We start from the raw sequence: 20525 nt of genomic DNA on the forward strand, positions 1-20525 counted from the left end.
TCTCAATGCCTGGTATACACAATAGCTGTTCAAAAAAAACGTTCGCATTAAATACATCGCTAACCATCCATGTCTATTTGAAAATTCGTCGTCAAATTCTTATAAGAGGGAGCAGGATTATTGATGATCTGAACAGAATTACAAAATGCACTATTTCGACTAAGAAAAGCAATACCATTAGACTCTATAAGTTCAAAATTAGGAAAACCACTAAGTTTTTGACCTGCCACTCTATCTTCTGTAATATCTAGATCCCATGTTCCTGTTCCCCAACTAAAAAATGCGCCTTCCGCAATACTTGTATCGAAATAAATGCTATATGTAAAAGATACTCGCATTGGAGCGGCCGCACCACCTCCAATAATTGGATGTAAATTTCCTATAGGCAATTGACCAAATACACATCCAGCAAATACAAAATCACCTCCTTGATTTAAGAAAGTAGTCCACATTGGTAAAGAAGAATCATTTAAATTATCTATATCTGGTATTATAAACTCAACTCCATTGAATACAATTTTATAGCGATCATATTGCCCTGTAAAACCATACATATAAACAAAATTTATATTTTGCCCGACAGCTTTTGTATTCCATAATAAATGAATAATTGGTCTTGTAATACCTATAAATGAATTAGCCCAGCCTGAATCTTGACCATTATTGGTCAATTCATTTTTTGCATTTTCGTAAAATACATCTCCATAGGATTGGAATGTAATATATCTTGATCCAACATTAAAATATTTTATATCATATCCAATCCATTCATTTTCAGGTTCTACATATGGAACTCCATTCAAAGACAAATTAAATATATCCCCAGATTTTAAATAAACAGTAATGCCCCCTCCATCAGGCGTCACAGATATAGCTTTTGTAATTGAAAAAAATGGCTTGTTTCTTGTCCCATCACCAGTATTATCATTCCCTTCAGTAGATGATACATAAACCTCAGTAATAACCGTAGGTGATGCAATTAGCATTTTACCATCATCACTATAATATAAAGTATTACCCTCTCGTTCTGAAATCACAGGATATCGTATCCAACCGTTTTGAGGGTTGATTATGTTAACTTTATTCTGGTTGGGATTAAATCTGTTATTATCCTCCAAACATTGCCATAAAACCCAAGGCCTGTTTGGATCATCCCCCTGCACGATGGTTCCTTTTGAATAACCATTGTTTTTATTACAAAAATCCTGGTTGAAACTTGGCAGACCTCCCGCCTGCATCCACTGTATAGCCTCTGTAATCTGGTATAAAATCCCGTTATGATCCTGTCCCCAAGGTGGAACACCACCTTTCAGGGCAGAAATCATAGTTTGTTTTGGAAAACCTTTTTCAATATCCGCACGTCCATTTCGATGATCTGCACCAGATTCAACAATATCAAAACGCTCGCCTTTTTCTGCCCATTTAGAGGAGAAAAGCTTTCCAGGTCTTTGAATAGACATATATAATCCCAACCAACTTTATTGTAAAATAACTAATTAATCATAATAAGAAATTAATTAATTACTTATTGATTGAATAGGGATTATTTGCCTTAGTTAATTAACTTATCAATATTATTCATTTACAAATTTTAATATATCACTTTATTATTTAAAATACATCTATTACATTAGGAAAAAATTCTTTTAGTAATAAAATAAAATATCAAATAAACAGCCAAATAAATAAAAGGAACACAAAATATGATTAATTCAAGATAACCACCCATTAGAATTCTCCTGTTGAATCACGTAAATCTGATTGGGCATCAAATAAAACTGCCCCTGCCACTGATATGAGAATAATCATCACTGTACCAATTAACCATGCAAAATACCAAGGTCCCTGATCACCCACAAAAACAGCGATTAATAATGCGACTATTAAAACCAAGCCTAGTCCAGTGAAACGTAGAAATGTAGACATAATAACACCTTATTATTCAATAACTGTGATGATCATTTATGATATTAGAAGTTTTAACCTTACCCCGCATGACATAAAAGCACCATGACGTATAAGAAAGGATAATAGGCACAAAAAGACAAGCCACAACAGCCATGCAAATTAGTCCGTATAAACTACCGCAACTGTTCCATATTGTCAGACTTTGATTTGGAATTGTTGTTGAAGGCATAAAAAACGGAAACATGGCAGCCCCAACCGTACCAATAACACCAATCCAGGAACCAAGCCCAATCCACCAGGCAGCAACAGGTCTATCAGATTTAACCATTAATGTTCCCAGTAACATACATAAAACACCCAGCAAAGGTAAACCCCATAAAATTGGATGTTCATAAAAATGATGTAACCAGGCCCCTTTATATAATGCAACATTCTGACCAAATAATGGATTTGAAGGCATTGCAGGATGACCACTGACTAAAACAAATCCTTTAATTTGCGTAATCCATAATCCTCCCAACACAAATAATATTATCGCTATCATCCCTGCAATAGTGGCATATTTTTTTGCCCGTAAATAAATGGGATCTTCACCACGTATCATCAACATGGCTCCACCTTGATAAATACTTAACGAAACCGATAATAAACCACATAAAACAGCAAATGGATTAATCAGATAACTCCAGAAAGATTCATCTTGAAAATACTGTCCATTCCAAATGAAATGATATCCTACACCTTGCAAGATATTACCAAAGGCTGCTCCACAGACAAACATTGGAAAGAAACCAGAAATCAAAAAAATCCAGTCCCAACTCGAACGCCATAATTTTGCATCAACTTTTGATCTAAATTCAAAAGCTACAGGTCGCAAAATCATGCTGAACAACAGTAAAACCATAACAACATAAAAAACAGAAAACGCCGTGGCATACAAGGTTGGGAAAGCAGCAAAAATGGCACCTGCTCCCAAAATAAACCATACCTGATTCCCTTCCCAATGGGGTCCGATAATATTAAGGGCTGTACGACGCTCAACATCATTTTTGCCAACAAAACGAAGAAGCATACCAACACCCATATCCATACCGACCATCAGGCCCAATCCAATAAGCAGGATACATAATAATGTTGCCCAGATTAATTTGAGAATTACATAATACTCCATATCAATCTCCCCAGCCTTCTTGATATGTAAACACTTTTTTCGATAAAGAATCCCTATCTTGATATTTTACCGGCCCAAGTCGAGCAAATTTAAACATCAAATAAAATTCCACGACAATAAATACACTGTAAAATAATAAAAAGCCAATCAAGGAAAAAACCATATATCCCGCACTATGTGTTGACGAAGAAACAACGGTCGGCAGAATTTCATAAACGGACCATGGTTGTCTTCCTACCTCTGCTGTGATCCAACCGAACTCGGATGCAATAAAAGGAAGCGGAATTGACCATGTAATTATCTTTAAAAACAAACGGTTTTTTTCAATTTGTCTTTTCAGACTTACATAAGATCCCATGGCAAAAATGACAAAGAAATAAATTGCAAGGAAAACCATAATTCTGAAGGCCCAGAATGTGACAAAGACATTAGGGACAATATCATTCTTGGTTTTTTCAACAATAGTCGATTTATACTCTGGCGTAATCTTTGCTATATCCTGATCCGGAGCATATTGACTTGCCAGAAAACCATATCCCATATCTTTTTGATGAGCCTTAAATATATCAAGATCGGCCTGTCGATGGTCTTCCCCATAACGTTTTAAAGCCGATACCGCCTTTATGCCCGACTCAATCCTTGGAACCGCCTGATTTTTTAATTCCTTAACACCAGGAATAGAGGTTGTAAAATCATGGGTTAACAAAGGGGTTAAAACAAAAGGAACTCCAACCTCCAAATGGTTTGTCTGCTTTTTATCATCGGGAATACCAAATAAAATCCATGGTTCATAAGGAGGTTTGCTTGTTTCCCACAACCCTTCCATTGCAGCAACTTTTGTCGGTTGATGCATATAATCCAATCGGCCAAGGACATCCCCAAGCGTTATGACTGCAATTGTTGAAATAATTCCAAATAATGCGGCCATACGAAAAGAACGTGCGGCAAATTCACGATGCTGTTTACGTAATAAATAAAATGCGCTGATCCCCATTACAAACATTGATGCGGTTACAAATCCTGCCACAGAAGTATGTACAGCTTTTGCCTGTGCATCAGGATTGAAAACCAGAGCAACAAAACTTGTTGAGGTTAATCGCATGGTCTCTGGATCAAAATGAGCCCCTGCAGGCATATTCATACATGCATTTGCCACTAAAATCCATAAGGCGGAAATATTTGACCCCAATGCGACAAGATAGGTAATTGCCAGATGCGCACCACGGCTCAACCGGTCCCATCCAAAAAACATTAGTCCAATAAATGTTGATTCCATAAAGAAGGCCATTAAACCTTCAATCGCAAGAGGTGTTCCAAAAATATCGCCAAAGAACCTTGAATACATTGACCAGTTCGTGCCGAATTCGAATTCCATGGTTAATCCTGTTGCGACACCAATCGCAAAATTAACACCAAATAATTTTCCCCAGAATTGTGTCATTTCCTTGTAAATTTCTTTACCAGTAATGACGTAGGCAGTTTCCATGGCAGCCAAGATAAATGTTAGACCCAGTGTCAAAGGAACAAACATGAAATGATACAAAGCTGTCAAAGCAAACTGAAAGCGGGAAAGATTTACAACCAGAAGGTGTATCCCATCCATTTTATATAACTTTCATTTTTTCAAAAAAATGTTCTAGTCTAATATCTGGCTAAAATAGAAAATCATAGAAAAAGACAGCAAAAAACCCTGTACCAAATAAAAGAATGATTATTTGATTGCTTTATAAACTATTTTATCAACGAGGTGTTTTCTATAATAGCCAAACACAAATATTGTTTGAATATTTTACTTATGAATATGTTTCATAAAATGGAGGCGCTCTTGCCCCATTTGCCTTGTAAAAAATATTGAGTGGAGCCTTAGCAAGATATATCCGATATAAATATGAAATAATGGATATTAAAATCGAAGGTAATAAAGGCTCATAATTAACAATCGATATTGGCAACCAAAAAATACTACAATAAAGACAGAAAAGTATCCCTTTTTGTTTTGAATGAGAAGTTGAACCGTGAGAAGAGGAAATTTTCTCATCCATTGGCATAATGGCGTTATTCATACTCAACATACTGTTCATATGTTGCATATGCATCATGGCCTTTGGCGCAAATTGCCCATTATGCATTGGGCAATGCCATATTTTCGTAAATGTCAGGGGCGTAGTGAATAAATGAAAAACAAAGAAAAACAAAACTGTCAGTGCTGTATAGTTACAAGCCCTATCTATATTTTTTTCTTCAATTTTCCGTTTTGGATACATTATCAGACAGCTAAAAACAATATTAATTCCTTATAACATATCCTGTTAAAATCGATTGATAAAAAAACTGTAATTATACGTAAAATATTCGTGTAATTTAATTTTGAAATTAAGATTATTTTTTATAGTCATCCATGATAACTTTATTAAAACATCCATTTTCCAGCGAAAAAACAAGATTCATCAAAAACAATATACTTGTTTCATGAGTAATGATTATTAGAGTTTTGTCAGCATATAGTTTCAATAATTCCTGCATCATTGTATATTTTGTTTGCTGATCCAAACCATCTGTTGGTTCATCAAGAATCAGCCAGGGGGTTTTACGTAAAAGAGCAATAGCAATAGCCAATCTTTTTGCCTGTCCTCCCGACAATTCTATTGCATTATTGCCTATATGACTGTGAATATTCTTTGGTAGTCGTTTAACAAAATCATCAAGTTGCACAATTTTTAACACATCATAAATTTCATTTTCAGTTGCATCCGGTACAATCAATCTAAAATTATCCATGATGCTTCCAGAAAAAAGATGAAAATCCTGGGAAACAACAGTGATAAAAGAAGATAAATTATCCGTATTCAAATTCTTGACAGATTCACCGGCAAACTTAATTTCTCCAGCCTGGATTGGATAAAACGAAAAAATCAAATTGATCAAACTACTTTTACCAGTCCCGGACTCGCCAATAATCGCCACTTTATCACCTTGTTTGATTGTTAAAGATGCATTCTGTAAAATCATTCTTGGGTTATGGGGATAACTGAATTGAACTTTGTCAAATACGAGACAGGTGGAAGAGGATACGGAATTGATGACCCTACTGCTTTGTTTCTTTTTCCCTGCATTTGATAGAATCTGTAACCGTTTTTGTGCCAGGCGTGCTTTTATATGAGCATGACAAGCCTGTGGTAAAGGAAGTATAACATCAAAAGCTGCCATTACACCCAAAACCAACATGGGAATTTCAGCTGCATTCAGTCCCATATCATGATGAGCATTACTGGCCTGAAACAAAACGGCAATAACACAAATCATCATAATAAATGTAATTAATGACTTGGCCACACTTTCAATACAATCCAGCATCAATCTGCTTTGATCAATAGATTTCTGAGCAGTCTGAATTTTTTTAAAATACTGATCAATAACCTTAAAAATATATAATTCACCAAAATGACGCAGAATTTCACCCAGATCAGCCTGTAAATTGTTTCTTGATTCAAGAATATGACAAATATACTTGTATGAACAACCGTAAACTCCAACAGAAACCAGACCGACTGCCATGATAAAAGCTATGGCCAAGGAGAAAGCCGCCACAGGCAAAAAGAAATAAAAGGTAACAATAAATATAATCCCACAACATAAAGCCCGAATAAATGGAAGCAATGCATCAGTATAATAATTTGCTATATTTTCTGAATCGGAAACAAATTGTCCCAGCAAGTCACCCCCTCTTTTATTCATAAGTCCTGCAGGTGTTAAGGGGATCAGACATTCATAAACCTTTTTTCTTGCCAGGCTTATAACCCTTAATGCGCCATCATGCGTGATCACACGTTCCAAATATCGTGTCACAATCCGTGTTATGGCAAAAAAACGGACCCCTGAGGCTGGAACAATAATATTAAATGCCTGAACGGCAATAATCCCGGTTAATCCAACTATGGCTGCACTAGCTATCAACCATCCTGATAAAAACAGCAACCCAAAATTACTCAGGGCCGCGATACAAGATAAAAATAGACCCAGCATTAAATGCCATTTAATCGGTTTAACCAATTGAAAAAAAGAAAAATTAAAATTCATAACGACTTGCCACCACCCCTTGAATTATGAAGCAGTTGTCCCCGATCTATTTGTACAGAAACCTCACCATAAGAGATTAAAAGGGGATTGTGCGTTGCCACAATAACAATCCTGTCCTTTTTAAGAAGTTGAATAGTCTGAATAATCTGCAAGGCATTTTTTTGATCCAACCCGGAAGTGGGCTCGTCAAGAATCAGAATATCTGGATTTTTTAACAGCGCTCGTGCCAACATAAGGCGTCTTATTTGTCCACCCGATAAATTCTGCCCTTCCTCCCCTATATGAGTTTCAAAACCCTGTGGTAGGGTTTCTATAAAAGACAAAATACCGACTTGATTGGCTACACTACACAATTGTTCAAGAGAAGGTTCAAAAGCTTTCAGGGATAAATTATCCCCAATCGTCCCATATAGCAATAAAGGTTCTTGAGGAACCCAGGCAATATCAACCATATTTATAGATTGCGACTGGTTTTTTAAATCAACCATTTTAAGCGTGCCTGATTGTACAGGTAAAAAACCAAGTAGAATATTTAATAACGTCGTTTTTCCAGCACCGCTATGACCAAATATAATATTGAGCCTATCTCTTAAAAATGTACAAGTGATATCCTGCACTAAATTTATATTTTCTTTATTCTTAACCGTTACATGATCGAGAATGATTTCCCTAATACATGTATCTGTTCTTTTATTTTGATAAGAAAATTTAATTAATTTTGGTAAACTATATATTTTTTTTAATTGATCCAAGGCTGCATTTGCATTTTGTCTGGCATGGTAACTCGATGAAAAGTCTCGTAAAGGCATGAAATATTCTGGCGCCAATAACAGGACAAGAAAAGCAGAGTGAAAATGCATGGTTCCATTTAACAAACGAATACCAAATGTCACAGCGACAACTGCAATTGATAAACTTGAAAAAAATTCCAACACCGCTGACGTTAAAAACGCAACCTTCATAACTGACAGCGTTGTTTTACGATATTCATCTGAAAGTTTTTCAATAAATTTCAGACTTTCACCAGCCCGTCCAAATAACCGTAAGGTCTTCAACCCTTTCAACATGTCAAAAAAGTTTCCGCTTAACAGGGATAACTGCCGCCATTGTCTATCCATAATCACCTGTGCCGTATATCCAACCAAAGCCATAAAAAGCGGAATTAAAGGACCCGTACATAACAAAATCACAAAACCCCAAATATCAAAGTTTAAAACAGTGGCCAAAATAAACAGGGGCAATATGACCATCATCACGGCACTGGGGATATAGCGTGCAAAATAGGGAAGCAGATTATCGACGGCTTCTGTTAGGCTGTTAACCATTTCCCCCAAAGAAATATGACTGTAGGAAATTGGACCTGTTCTAAACAGTGATTGATAAATCTCCAACCTTATAGCTTTTGTAATTTTTAATGCCGCTTTTATGCCAGTAATATCAGAAACAGATCTGGTACAAATTTGAAAAAATACACAACATATAAAATAAATAACTTCGTTATCAACAAAAGAAATATTCGCTTTATAAAATATGATTGAAGTAATGATTTTTGACAACAACACCAATTCTAATATTAATAATATTGATGAAATTGAAGATAAAAAAACAGTAATAACAAACCAATTTACTGATAATTTAATAAATTTGTTAAGCGTTATTGATATATTATTCATTTTTATAAAACATATAAAATTAATCTAAATTTTATACTAATCTAAATAATGATTATTTAAATTGGCGGCAACATGATGATAATGATATAAAATGTATTTTATATTGACCCCTAAAATTATAAAACAAACATTTTCGCGAAAATTGAAGTTTGTTGTAAAACAGAAATAATTGATATATATATCAAAATTAATGTCATCAAATTTATCTTCTAGATAAATCTGAAAATTTATATTTACACAGATTTAAAATACTTTATAAAAAAGTAATTTATTATATTTTTTAAAAATTAACTTTTATTTTTTGTTAAAATAGTTCATATTCACATTTACGCAAGTAATTATTCCCCTTTCAAAGCCATATCCCTATGTTTTTATTCAGATATATTACTCAAATATTACATTTATATATAGCTTTGATTATTGCAGTTTTTGCCGTCACAACATCCACCGCCCGTACTAAAACCATAACTCTATTGAATTCTTCCTATGATCCAACACGAGAATTTTTTCATCAATATAACCATTTTTTTCAACATTACTGGAAACAAAAAACAGGTCAGGATGTCATAATATACCAATCCCATAGTGGTTCAGGAAAGCAGGCCAGGGCCATTATTGACGGTATGCAAGCCGATATTGCCACACTAGCTCTTGCCGGAGATATTGATGCAATCAATAAATATCACCCCTTGCTGACCAAAAACTGGCAGGACAATTTTCCCAATCATAGTGTTCCTTATACATCAACCATTGTTTTTCTTGTTCGCAAAGGTAATCCCAAGCATATCCATGACTGGAATGATCTTGTCAAACCTGACATTGCTGTAATTACCCCCAATCCAAAAACCTCTGGTGGGGCAAGATGGAATTTTCTCGCTGCATGGCTTTACAGTTATACCAAAAATCATGATCCACAAGAGGCCTATGATTTTGTCAAACAGCTTTATAAAAATGTTCCCATACTTGATGCCGGGGCAAGGAACGCCAGTCTTACATTTACCCAACGCAACATTGGAGATGTACTTATTTCTTGGGAGAATGAGGCCTATATGGCAACCCGTGAATCAGGGGCAGGACAATTTGAGGTAATAACCCCATCCACATCTATCCTAACGGAACCCCCCGTTGCACTCATCGATACTGTTATTGACCAAAAAAAAACAAGGGAAGTAGCAAAAGATTATTTGCTTATGCTTTACAGCGATGAAGGTCAAAAAATTGCCGCTCAAAATTATTATCGTCCCATTAATCCACGTATAGCATCCCATTACATCATGTTTCGTTCCCTTCACCTTTTAAAGATCAATGATTTCTTCAAAAACTGGGCAGAGATTAACCAAGAGTTTTTCAAAGATCATGCCATTTTTGACCAAATCATTCACAGTATTAATCAATAAAGCCATAAGGAAAAAATTATGTCTTTTTCCCGATATTCAATTCTTCCAGGGTTTTGGCTTAGTTTTGGATACAGTCTTTTCTGGTTGTCCTTTATCGTTTTATTACCATTGGTTGGACTGATTCTTTACAGCACCCATATCAATAGTCATCAGCTTGTCATGATCTTAACCGATCAACGCTTATTAAGCGCATTAAAACTTTCTTTTTACACCTCTTTCTGCGCTTCTTTACTGTCCTCTATCCTGGGCGGTTTTTTGGCCTGGAATTTAATGCGTTACGAATTCAAGGGAAAAAAAATAATTGATTCAATGATTGATCTTCCCCTGGCATTACCTACTGCAATTGCAGGCATTGCATTAACAGACTTATATGCGCCCAACGGTTTATTCGGTACAATTTTACCCTTCAAGGTTGCCTACACACCCCTGGGAATTATTCTTGCCCTCATATTCGTTACAATTCCCTTTGTAATCAGAACCTTGCAACCCGTTATAAAAAAGTTCCCCCCCTCATTACAAGAAGCGGCTTACACACTAGGTGCAACCCGTTTACAAACATTTATATATATCTTTCTCCCCATTTTATTTCCTGCATGGCTTACCGGTTTTTCGCTTTCTGTTGCAAGAAGCTTGGGAGAATATGGCTCCGTTGTGTTCATTGCCGCGAATATTCCTTACAAAACGGAAATTTTACCTATCTTAATCGTATCAAAACTTGACCAGTTTGATTATACGAGTGCCACTGTAATCAGTCTCTTAATGTTGCTGGTTTCTTTTTCTTTATTATTTTTTTTCAACCTGTTCCAAAGACATTTTAAACCTTACCGCCTAATTCTATCCACATCCCAGCTTTCCCCTTTTAATATTTTTCAGAGGAATACATAAATGCCCCTTCATTCCTCCAAACCTTTTGTAAATTGGCAAAAAAACAGCCTTATCTTTATTACTTGGCTCATTTTCTTAATTATTTTTATCGCACCTCTTTCTATCATTCTAATTGAAGGTTTAGGCAAGGGTATTGTCTTTTTCTGGGTCACCTGTACTTCGTCAGAAGCCCTGGCGGCACTAAAATTAACAATAATAGCGACTTCCTGCGCCGTTTTTTTCAATGGAATCTTCGGACTGATGGCTGGATGGTGTTTATGCAAATATGATTTCAAAGGGAAAAATATACTTTTAACCCTCATCGATCTGCCTTTTTCCATTTCTCCTGTGATTGCAGGTTTGATTTATACCTTACTCTATGGATCGCAAGGTATTTTACATACTCTTTTAATGCATTATCACTTACAAATTATTTATGCAATTCCAGGAATTATTCTTGTAACCATTTTTGTGACTTTTCCCTTTATCGCACGTTCTTTGATCGCCTTAATGCAAACCCAGAGCAATCAAGAAGAGGAAACCGCCCGTTTGTTAGGGGCATCAGGATGGCAAATTTTTAAAAAAATAACATTTCCCAACATCAAATGGGCATTTCTGTATGGTATTGTTATGTGTACCGCCCGTGCCATGGGAGAATTTGGTGCAGTTTCAATTGTTTCAGGCCATATACAAGGCCTGACCAATACCTTACCCCTTCATATCGAGATTTTATATAATGAATATAATGCCGCGGCCGCATTCAGTATTTCCATTCTCCTTCTTATCATGGCCCTATTCATTCTCATTCTAAGATATTGGTGTGAGAAACAACTTAAACCGTCCCAAAAGAAGGGAAATAGTTAAAATGGGTATTCAGATATCTCATCTCAATAAATGGTTCAATCATTATCATGCACTCAATAATATAAACCTCACCATTGAAAAAGGTGAGCTTGTTGCACTCCTAGGACCATCGGGATGTGGAAAAACAAGCCTGTTACGAATTATTGCAGGATTGGAATTGCCCACCTCGGGACACATCTTTTTTGAAAACCAGGATATAAGCAAGGAAGATATTCGTAATCGACATATTGGGTATGTATTCCAGAATTTCGCTTTATTCCCACATATGAAAGTTATTGACAATATTGCGTTTGGTCTACGCATTAAACCAAAAAAAGTAAGGCTTTCCCCCAAAGAGATCACGAAAAAAGCTCAATTTCTTCTGGAAATGGTACAACTTGAACATGTGGCCAATCATTATCCACATGAACTCTCCGGCGGACAATGCCAAAGAATTGCCCTGGCGCGTACCCTAGCCATAAATCCCAAAATTCTATTACTGGATGAACCTTTTTCCGCTCTTGATACAAAGGTCCGAAGAGAATTACGACGTTGGCTAACCCGGTTTCATCAAGAAATTCACCTGACAACCATTTTTGTAACGCATGATCAGGAGGAGGCCATGGAAATTTCTGATCGTGTTGTCATCATGAATAGGGGTGTCATTGAACAAATTGGCTCCCCGATTGAAATCCTCAATAATCCGGTCAATGATTTTGTCTATAATTTTCTGGGCGATTCGAATAATTTACGCATTGGGGAAAAAAGCTTTAATTTTCGTCCCTATGAAATTGATATACAAATTAACGATATATCCCCTATAGGATACTATCCAGCAGAAGTCATTGATATACGACCTCTTGGTGCTTTAATGAAACTAGTTTTAAAACCTCAACAATGCACCTCTCACATTGAAGCCCAAATTCCAAAAACAATTCCAAAAATTCAGAATCTAAAAAAAGGCCAAATTATTTATTTTAAGCCAATTTTAGATTTTGAAATATGAATATATACAAGGAAATTATAAATTTTATATATAAATCAATAAATTACAAATAAAATATACAATATTTTATAGTTATTAATTGACTTTATTTACTTAAATAATACAAATTATATTGCTTAAATTGAAAATATTCTATATTTTACAGTTAATTAAAGTAATTTGAGGAATAGTTTTATCATGGATCAGCCCCCTATTGCAGATTATCCTGTTTAGTCATTAACACCAGAATTTCTAACCGCATCTTTTTCAAATTCCTAATAACAGAATTATTATATCAACTTAGGTAACAGTTTACGATGACACCACTTGAATTCTATTCCAAACATCCAAGCGAGCAATATGAACAGAAGCTGGAACAAACAAGATCATTCCTGCAAAAAATAAATCGGGATTATTCACCATTGGTTCAGGCAACCAGTTTAGGGGTGGAGGATATGGTAATCACAGATCTTATCCATCAGCTTGATTTACCCATTCAGGTTTCCATGCTGGATACACTAAAACTGCATCCTCAAACGCTAGCCTTAAAAAGACAAGCTGAAATTCATTATAGTATAAAAATAAAAAGCTACTATCCAAACAAAAGAACAATCCAGAATTATGTTCAAAAAAATGGTGAAAAAGCGATTTATCGATCAACTGAGCTTCGTAAAGAATGTTGTCACATCAGAAAACTGGTCCCCCTGACCGACCTTTTACGAAACTATAAAGGTTGGATTACAGGATTACGCAAGGAACAATCAAATTTCCGGGCCAATCTTCAAGCGGTTGAAACTGAAAACAAAGGGAATGATCAACCTGAAGTAAAGCTAAACCCTTTACTTGACTGGACAAATGGAGATGTGTGGTACTACGTTAAAACATATCGCGTTCCCTACAATACGCTTCATGATCATTTTTTTGTCAGTATTGGCTGCGAACCATGCACTCGCGCCATCACTCTTGGCGAAGATTTCAGAGCTGGACGCTGGTGGTGGGAACATGATGAAGCGAAGGAATGTGGTCTTCATGTGAGTGCACCCATTTCTTTCAACTCTCATCAGTCTTAACATATTTTAATTATGGTCATTTTATCATGAATTTTCTCATATCATCCTCGAACCCTGCCTTAAATGATCTGGAAGAAGAGGCCATATTCATTATGCGTGAAGTGGCTGGTTCCTTCGAAAAACCAGCCCTGTTATTTTCTGGCGGCAAGGATTCATGTATTTTATTAAGGCTGGCTGAAAAAGCCTTTGGGCAGGGACGCTTCCCCTTTCCGCTTCTTATGATTGATACAGGACATAATTTTCCAGAAGTCATCCAATTTCGTGATCAGAGAGCAAAAGAATTAAAGGCAAATTTAATCATTCGATCAGTAGAAGAATCAATGAAACGAGGTACGGTGAGGCTATCTCATCCTTTGGAAAGCCGTAATCCCCATCAATCAGTAACATTGTTGGAGGCTATAGAGGAATTTGGTTTTGATGCATTAATTGGAGGGGCCCGCCGTGACGAAGAAAAGGCCCGTGCCAAGGAAAGAATTTTTTCACACAGGGATTCTTTTGGTCAATGGCAACCCAAAGATCAACGGCCAGAATTATGGAACATATTCAATACCAGAATTCATCCGGGTGAAAATTTCCGTGTTTTTCCAATCTCTAACTGGACGGAATATGATGTATGGCGTTATATCGAACAGGAAAATATTCCCTTACCCAGCCTTTACTACGCTCATCAACGGCAAGTCATTCCCCGAAAAGGGTTGCTTGTTCCTGTAACAGAGGTGACACAGCCTAAACAAGATGAAGAAATTCTTACCAAAACTGTCCGCTTCCGCACGGTCGGTGACATGACCTGTACTTGCCCTATTGAAAGCGATGCAAAAACAGCACGCGATATTGTCAGGGAAACAGCTACCGTCACGATCAGTGAACGTGGTGCAACCCGTATGGATGACCAGACCTCAGAAGCCTCAATGGAAAAACGTAAGCTTGAAGGTTATTTCTGATCTCTCTATCCCCGTTTTTATTTCTTAAGGAATGCAACATGATTTCTTCTCCCGTAAATTCCACCTCTCATTCACATCATACATTAAAATTCCTGACCGCCGGAAACGTTGACGATGGCAAAAGCACATTAATCGGCCGTTTATTACTCGATAGCAAGGCAATTCTTGCCGATCAACTATCTGGTATACAACAACAGTTTTCGACAGACCGTTCCTATGATCTCGCCCGGCTTACAGATGGATTACAAGCTGAACGAGAACAAGGTATTACAATCGATGTGGCATACCGTTATTTTACCACACCAACTCGTAAATTCATTATCGCGGACGCACCAGGTCATGAACAATACACAAGAAACATGGTAACCGCCGCCAGCAATAGTGACGCTGCCGTCATTTTGGTCGATGCGACAAAATTAAACTGGGAGATGGAAAATGTTGACTTGTTGCCTCAAACCCGTCGACATACATTACTTGCCAACCTATTAAAAGTCCCTTCGCTGCTTTTCGCCATCAATAAACTTGATGCTGTCAAAAATCCCGATATTGCCTTTGTGCATATTAAAAAAGCACTGAAAAAATTCACTCAGGAAGCAAATATACCTGTTACGCACATCATACCCATTTCAGCATTAAAGGGTTATAATATCATCTCCACTATAGCTGATAACGAAAGATATCGCTTATGTGAAAATGTCTATCACGGTCCCTGTCTTTTAGACGCCTTGACCGAACTTCCCTCCCAACAACATATTGTCAAATGTCCTTTATATTTCCCTGTCCAATATGTACAAAAACCATCTGAAACCCAATCCAGCCCCACCCAACATGGTCAAAGAATTTTTTGGGGGAAAATAGCGGCAGGAACTGTCAAGCCAGAAAATGAAATTATTGTGCAACCTTCTGGACTAAAAGCAAAAATTGCTAAGATTTTTGCCGATGCACTACAAAACGAAATACCCTGTGCTGAAGCGGGTAAATCCGTTGGATTAATTCTTGACCGGGAAATAGACATTTCCCGAGGGGACTGGATAACCTCTCCTTCCATATCTCCATTACAAAAAGAGGTCCAAGCCACCCTGGCATGGTTGGATGACGAACCTTTGATTATTGGAAGACTTTATTGGTTGAAACATGGTCACCGCTGGATCAAGGCGAAAATCTCATCGATTCATAATCATCTAAATATACATAATCTGGAAAAAGAACCTGCCAAGGATTTACAGAAAAACAGTATTGGACAAGTTTCCCTAACCTTGCAACAGCCAATTCCGGTTTTACCCTATAACCAGGCAAAAGATGTGGGTGCAGCCATTTTGGTAGATACGGCCACCAATCGGACTGCTGGAGCTGTTCTCCTCCAAGGCTAGCCGGCAAGCTGTTATTGCACTATCACCCATAAGATATAGAGACTTTTATTTTTTAATAAAATTATCAACCTGGCTTGGCAAATAAACCGGTATTTTTTCCTTTCCCTCAATCGATAACCATGTGGAGGTTGAAATATCTCCACCTGATGGCAAAAACTGATCCGGACTAAAAATCCAGCTCAGTATATCCTGCACCACAATGTTTCTATTTCTACCACGCAACAATAAATGATATCCTCCAGGAATATAATCCTTTCTTACCCAAGAAGGAAATTGTCGCCAGACCTTTTTCATTGAAGAATCAGGGATGAGCTGATCCATATCACCATACATTACAAGGATTGGAGAATGAATATAAGGAGCAGCCTTTGCAGCCTTGCTCATCAAATTGACCAACCCATACAATGCCTTTACACGGGCTTTGTGCAATGATAACGGATCAAAATACAAACGTAACAGGGATTCATCATTATCACTTGCCCTGATGGTTACCGGGGCGCTTTTTCCACTTAACCGCCAATTCGGGGCGATCGTATTGATCATGCGCAAGATAACATCGGCAACCAGTCCCAGCTGTTTATGACCCCACACGGCTGGGGCCAGTAAAATATAACCATCGACTTTTGGAACATTGGGACGTGAGGCCAAACACATGGCGACAGCCCCCCCCATACTCTCTCCCATCACATACAAGGGTGTATCGGGATATCGAGTTTTTAAAAATGATATTTCCTCAATAATATCATCAATCATCCGACGGCTACCCGCCCAATTTCCTCTTAACGGTGCTTGTCCAAATCCTCTCTGATCCGGGGAATATAAAGTTACACCTGACTTAACAAAATGATCTGCTGAATCTTCCCACGCATCGCGACTATCATTAAATCCATGTAAGGCTAGAATAATTGCCTTTTGTTGTATTGCCCGCCATATACGCACGGGAATACGGGCATGATCCGACATTTCCCACCACAAATCAGGAGGAATCAGCTTTTTATAACGTGCATAAGGATCAGAACCGATAGAGGATGTATTCAAAACAGAACTATTCACTTTAACTTCTGCATAGGCTATATTACAATGTTGGGTCAGGAAATAAATTCCGATCAGAAAAAAATAGCAAACTTTATGTAAATAGACAGAACTTAAACGGTTTAAGAAAAACATATTTGTCCAAGATAAATTTTATTTTTATAAATGACAAGTTCTGAACCACTTAACAAGGGTATATTCATGAATTTAGAAAAAGATTCTACAACAACCTTACCGGCAAAACCTATTGAAACCATTTATACTTCTTCCCAAACCGTTGCTTGTGAGGGTAATCACACACTGTTCGGTCATCCACGGGTTTTTCTAAAACTAAAAAACGGACAGGCAACCTGTCCTTATTGCTCAAAATCATTTGTCTACAAACTATCTGAATCAAATTAACATCTTTCATGACTTCATCTTCTGCATCAAATCAAAAACACTTAATCCTCATTGATGGATCCGGGTTTATTTTTCGTGCTTTTCATGCCATTCCCTTAATGACTGATCCATCAGGAACACCTGTCAATGCGGTTTATGGTTTTACTAACATGATGATAAAACTAATCCGTGATCGTGTGGCCAGTCATATGGCTGTCATTTTTGATGCAGGAAGAAAAACCTTCAGGAATGAAATTTATCCAGCTTATAAAGCACATAGACCTCCTCCTCCTGAAGAGCTTGTTCCCCAGTTTTCACTTGTTCGGGAAGCCTCTGAAATTCTGGGATTACCAACAATTGAAATGGCAGGATGGGAAGCTGATGATCTTATTGCAAGTTACGCAAAAGCAATCGTGGCAGATGGGGGCAAATGTACAATTATTTCTTCCGATAAGGATCTGATGCAATTAATCAACGAACATATTCAAATGCAGGATCCCATCAAGGAAAAATTCATCAAGATTGAAGAGGTACGAGCTAAATTTGGTGTGTCCCCAACAGATATGATTTCCTTACAAGCATTGATGGGAGACCCGGTAGATAATGTCCCTGGAGTTCCTGGCATAGGTCCCAAAACGGCAGCCGCTTTAATTCATGAATATGGACAGTTGGAGGATATCCTTGCTGCCATTCCTATGATGAAACCCTCCAAACGGCGCGATAATCTTGAAACCAACAAGGAAAATGCACGAATTTCATACCAGCTTGTTCAGCTAAAAGATGATATTCCTCTACCCACCCCGATTGATCAGTTAAATTGTTGCAAGGCTGATCCTGAAAAAGTTACCGCATGGCTTCAAAAACATGGATTCCGCTCCATATTAAATCGCTGGACAAAAAATTCTCATAATACAGGCGACATTCCTCATACATCTCGCAGACAGGAAACACAGACCGGTCCCGAACCAAACAAAGCGGTTCTTGCCGCCCCGTATCATCAGTATGAGACCATTCTCAATAACACGCAATTACAGGAATGGATTCACCGAATTCAAACAACCCATTTTTGTGCCTTGGATACTGAAACCGACAACCTTAATGCATTACAGGCAAATCTAATCGGGATTTCCCTAGCTGTAGCCCCGGGTAAAGCCTGTTATATTCCCATCAATCATCAAATAGATGGAGAATTATTAAAACCAGAACAAATTTCATTAAAAAGCGTCATTCAGTATCTTGGCCCCATTCTGACAGATCCTTCCATCCTCAAGATTTTTCATAATGCTAAGTATGATTTTCTTGTTTTGGAACATAACGGGTTCCCGCAACCTGCCCCCTATGATGACACAATGATTATTTCTTACAACCTAGCGGCAGGAGAGCACAGACATGGAATGGATGAACTGGCAAAACGCTATTTGAATCATCAAACAATATCTTATGATGCATTAACCGGAACCGGTCGTAAACGTATCCCTTTTGCGCAAGTTTCAATTGAAGAGGCAACAACCTATGCAGGTGAAGATGCAGATGTCACTTTGCGTTTATGGAAAATATTGCGACCTCAATTAAGAACCGCACATGTTCTAGGTCTTTATGAAGAAATAGAACGTCCCCTAATTCCAATCCTGACCAGGATGGAACAAAATGGAATTATGATTGACGCTTCCCTTCTTCAAAAGCTTTCTACTACTTTCACCGAAAAAATGTCAGAAAAAGAAAAAGAAATCTATCATGTTTCCGGTGAAGAATTCAATTTGGCCTCACCAAAACAACTTGGGGAGATCCTTTTTGACCAGATGAAGTTGCCTGGTGGAAAACGTATGAAATCTGGTACATGGGGAACAGATGTCAAGGTATTACAGGAACTTAGCGATCAGGGTTACGAGATTGCTGAAAAACTGCTGGCTTGGCGACAATTGGCGAAACTTAAATCCACCTATACGGATGCCTTGGTTAAGGAAATAAACCCGGAAACAAAACGTGTACATACCAGCTTTAATATGGTTGGAACCGTTACGGGACGTTTGTCTTCCAATGATCCCAATTTACAAAATATACCTATTCGAACAGAAGACGGTGGAAAAATCAGGGAAGCATTTATTGCCAAGCCTGGCCATGTTCTTGTTTCCGCAGATTATTCACAAATAGAATTGAGGCTTCTTGCACATGTTGCAAATATTCCCCAATTAAAAGAATCCTTTATTCATAATGAGGATATTCATGCCCGTACAGCCTCAGAGGTCTTTGACGTTCCAATCAATGAAATGCAACCTTTGCTGCGTCGACAGGCCAAAGCCATCAATTTTGGTATTATTTATGGAATTAGTGCCTTTGGGTTAGCCAAACAATTGAATGTTTCATCATCTGATGCCAAACAATATATTGAGACCTATTTTAAACGTTACCCTGAAATAAGGGCATATATGCAAAATACCCAGGAAGAGGCAAAGGAAAAGGGATTTGTTCTAACACCTTTTGGCAGAAAATGCTGGATTGCTGGAATTAAAAATAGCAAAGGTCCACAAAAGGCTTATGCCGAACGCCAGGCCATAAATGCTCCTATTCAGGGGGGCGCCGCCGACATTATAAAATGCGCAATGCGGGATATGGACAAAATCATCACAGAAAAAAAACTCCCCGTAAGCATGTTATTACAAGTTCATGACGAGTTGCTTTTTGAAGTGCGAACAGATTATGCTGAAACATTCGTTAATCTTGTAAAGCAAACAATGGAAAACACTGTTAATCTTTCCATTCCCCTTGTTGTTGAGGCTGGAATAGGTAAAAACTGGGCAGAAGCACATTAAATC

17 protein-coding genes are annotated in these 20525 nt (G+C 37.4%); 9 read left to right on the plus strand and 8 right to left on the minus strand.

Annotated elements, in window-relative coordinates:
- Positions 1 to 59 precede the first annotated feature (59 nt).
- The 7 genes from H3R33_RS05890 to cydD all read right to left on the minus strand — a co-directional run bounded on the left by H3R33_RS05890 (position 60) and on the right by cydD (position 8829).
- A complete protein-coding gene (locus tag H3R33_RS05890) occupies positions 60 to 1460 on the minus strand; it encodes a hypothetical protein (protein ID WP_198185165.1) in 1401 nt (466 codons plus the stop codon).
- A 268-nt stretch (positions 1461 to 1728) separates the two neighbouring features.
- Positions 1729 to 1926: a hypothetical protein gene (locus H3R33_RS05895; RefSeq protein WP_110439310.1), complete on the minus strand. Its 198-nt coding sequence runs from the start codon at positions 1924 to 1926 to the stop codon at positions 1729 to 1731.
- Between the two features lie 16 nt (positions 1927 to 1942).
- On the minus strand, positions 1943 to 3079 hold the full coding sequence (cydB, locus tag H3R33_RS05900; protein ID WP_198185164.1) for a cytochrome d ubiquinol oxidase subunit II: 1137 nt from the start codon (positions 3077 to 3079) through the stop codon (positions 1943 to 1945).
- 1 nt (position 3080) lies between these two features.
- Complete coding sequence (locus H3R33_RS05905; protein ID WP_155571535.1) at positions 3081 to 4682, minus strand: cytochrome ubiquinol oxidase subunit I; 1602 nt, start codon at positions 4680 to 4682, stop codon at positions 3081 to 3083.
- 190 nt (positions 4683 to 4872) lie between these two features.
- Positions 4873 to 5343 (minus strand): hypothetical protein, encoded by a 471-nt coding sequence (locus tag H3R33_RS05910; RefSeq protein ID WP_155567547.1) that lies wholly within the window; start codon positions 5341 to 5343, stop codon positions 4873 to 4875.
- Between the two features lie 115 nt (positions 5344 to 5458).
- Positions 5459 to 7156: a thiol reductant ABC exporter subunit CydC gene (cydC, locus tag H3R33_RS05915; RefSeq protein ID WP_198185163.1), complete on the minus strand. Its 1698-nt coding sequence runs from the start codon at positions 7154 to 7156 to the stop codon at positions 5459 to 5461.
- A complete protein-coding gene (gene cydD / locus H3R33_RS05920) occupies positions 7153 to 8829 on the minus strand; it encodes a thiol reductant ABC exporter subunit CydD (protein ID WP_198185162.1) in 1677 nt (558 codons plus the stop codon). The genes cydC and cydD overlap by 4 nt, the downstream gene beginning before the upstream one ends.
- Before the next feature lie 365 nt (positions 8830 to 9194).
- Between cydD and H3R33_RS05925 the strand changes: the two genes are divergently transcribed.
- The 7 genes from H3R33_RS05925 (at position 9195) to H3R33_RS05955 (ending at position 16299) form a co-directional block, all read left to right on the plus strand.
- Positions 9195 to 10226: a sulfate ABC transporter substrate-binding protein gene (locus H3R33_RS05925; RefSeq protein WP_198185161.1), complete on the plus strand. Its 1032-nt coding sequence runs from the start codon at positions 9195 to 9197 to the stop codon at positions 10224 to 10226.
- Positions 10227 to 10244: 18 nt separating this feature from the next.
- Positions 10245 to 11111: a sulfate ABC transporter permease subunit CysT gene (gene cysT / locus H3R33_RS05930; protein WP_198185160.1), complete on the plus strand. Its 867-nt coding sequence runs from the start codon at positions 10245 to 10247 to the stop codon at positions 11109 to 11111.
- The gene (locus tag H3R33_RS05935) at positions 11112 to 11954 is read left to right on the plus strand and encodes a sulfate ABC transporter permease (protein ID WP_198185159.1); all 843 of its coding nucleotides are present in this window, start codon (positions 11112 to 11114) and stop codon (positions 11952 to 11954) included. It abuts the gene before it with no gap.
- 1 nt (position 11955) lies between these two features.
- Positions 11956 to 12939 carry a sulfate/molybdate ABC transporter ATP-binding protein gene (locus tag H3R33_RS05940; RefSeq protein ID WP_198185158.1) on the plus strand — a complete coding sequence of 328 codons (984 nt, stop codon included), beginning with the start codon at positions 11956 to 11958 and terminating at the stop codon, positions 12937 to 12939.
- 296 nt (positions 12940 to 13235) lie between these two features.
- Entirely contained in the window at positions 13236 to 13988 is a 753-nt protein-coding gene (locus H3R33_RS05945; protein ID WP_198185157.1) for a phosphoadenylyl-sulfate reductase, read from the plus strand.
- 26 nt (positions 13989 to 14014) lie between these two features.
- On the plus strand, positions 14015 to 14929 hold the full coding sequence (gene cysD, locus H3R33_RS05950) for a sulfate adenylyltransferase subunit CysD (RefSeq protein ID WP_198185156.1): 915 nt from the start codon (positions 14015 to 14017) through the stop codon (positions 14927 to 14929).
- Positions 14930 to 14967: 38 nt separating this feature from the next.
- Positions 14968 to 16299, plus strand: a complete 1332-nt coding sequence (locus H3R33_RS05955) for a sulfate adenylyltransferase subunit 1 (RefSeq protein ID WP_198185155.1) — start codon at positions 14968 to 14970, stop codon at positions 16297 to 16299.
- A 45-nt stretch (positions 16300 to 16344) separates the two neighbouring features.
- Here H3R33_RS05955 and H3R33_RS05960 read toward each other — a convergent pair whose 3' ends face one another.
- Positions 16345 to 17466: an alpha/beta fold hydrolase gene (locus H3R33_RS05960; protein WP_198185154.1), complete on the minus strand. Its 1122-nt coding sequence runs from the start codon at positions 17464 to 17466 to the stop codon at positions 16345 to 16347.
- A 66-nt stretch (positions 17467 to 17532) separates the two neighbouring features.
- On the opposite strand from H3R33_RS05960, the gene H3R33_RS05965 reads away from it, so the two are divergent.
- Positions 17533 to 17733 (plus strand): zinc-finger domain-containing protein, encoded by a 201-nt coding sequence (locus tag H3R33_RS05965; protein WP_122122852.1) that lies wholly within the window; start codon positions 17533 to 17535, stop codon positions 17731 to 17733.
- A gap of 8 nt (positions 17734 to 17741) precedes the next feature.
- Positions 17742 to 20522: a DNA polymerase I gene (gene polA, locus H3R33_RS05970; protein WP_198185153.1), complete on the plus strand. Its 2781-nt coding sequence runs from the start codon at positions 17742 to 17744 to the stop codon at positions 20520 to 20522.
- Positions 20523 to 20525: the final 3 nt, after the last annotated feature.

It is taken from the genome of Commensalibacter sp. B14384M2 (assembly GCF_016101865.1).
GTDB lineage: Bacteria > Pseudomonadota > Alphaproteobacteria > Acetobacterales > Acetobacteraceae > Commensalibacter > Commensalibacter melissae.

Excerpts from the sequence above, each read along its gene's own strand:
- H3R33_RS05935 (WP_198185159.1), top strand. The coding sequence starts at position 11,112 with ATGCCCCTTCATTCCTCCAAACCTTTTGTAAATTGGCAAAAAAACAGC.
- cydB (WP_198185164.1), bottom strand. The coding sequence starts at position 3,079 with ATGGAGTATTATGTAATTCTCAAATTAATCTGGGCAACATTATTATGT.
- H3R33_RS05895 (WP_110439310.1), bottom strand. The coding sequence starts at position 1,926 with ATGTCTACATTTCTACGTTTCACTGGACTAGGCTTGGTTTTAATAGTC.
- H3R33_RS05905 (WP_155571535.1), bottom strand. The coding sequence starts at position 4,682 with ATGGATGGGATACACCTTCTGGTTGTAAATCTTTCCCGCTTTCAGTTT.
- H3R33_RS05945 (WP_198185157.1), top strand. The coding sequence starts at position 13,236 with ATGACACCACTTGAATTCTATTCCAAACATCCAAGCGAGCAATATGAA.
- H3R33_RS05955 (WP_198185155.1), top strand. The coding sequence starts at position 14,968 with ATGATTTCTTCTCCCGTAAATTCCACCTCTCATTCACATCATACATTA.
- cysD (WP_198185156.1), top strand. The coding sequence starts at position 14,015 with ATGAATTTTCTCATATCATCCTCGAACCCTGCCTTAAATGATCTGGAA.
- cydD (WP_198185162.1), bottom strand. The coding sequence starts at position 8,829 with ATGAATAATATATCAATAACGCTTAACAAATTTATTAAATTATCAGTA.
- H3R33_RS05940 (WP_198185158.1), top strand. The coding sequence starts at position 11,956 with ATGGGTATTCAGATATCTCATCTCAATAAATGGTTCAATCATTATCAT.
- polA (WP_198185153.1), top strand. The coding sequence starts at position 17,742 with ATGACTTCATCTTCTGCATCAAATCAAAAACACTTAATCCTCATTGAT.
- cysT (WP_198185160.1), top strand. The coding sequence starts at position 10,245 with ATGTCTTTTTCCCGATATTCAATTCTTCCAGGGTTTTGGCTTAGTTTT.
- H3R33_RS05890 (WP_198185165.1), bottom strand. The coding sequence starts at position 1,460 with ATGTCTATTCAAAGACCTGGAAAGCTTTTCTCCTCTAAATGGGCAGAA.
- H3R33_RS05960 (WP_198185154.1), bottom strand. The coding sequence starts at position 17,466 with ATGTTTTTCTTAAACCGTTTAAGTTCTGTCTATTTACATAAAGTTTGC.
- cydC (WP_198185163.1), bottom strand. The coding sequence starts at position 7,156 with ATGAATTTTAATTTTTCTTTTTTTCAATTGGTTAAACCGATTAAATGG.
- H3R33_RS05965 (WP_122122852.1), top strand. The coding sequence starts at position 17,533 with ATGAATTTAGAAAAAGATTCTACAACAACCTTACCGGCAAAACCTATT.
- H3R33_RS05925 (WP_198185161.1), top strand. The coding sequence starts at position 9,195 with ATGTTTTTATTCAGATATATTACTCAAATATTACATTTATATATAGCT.
- H3R33_RS05910 (WP_155567547.1), bottom strand. The coding sequence starts at position 5,343 with ATGTATCCAAAACGGAAAATTGAAGAAAAAAATATAGATAGGGCTTGT.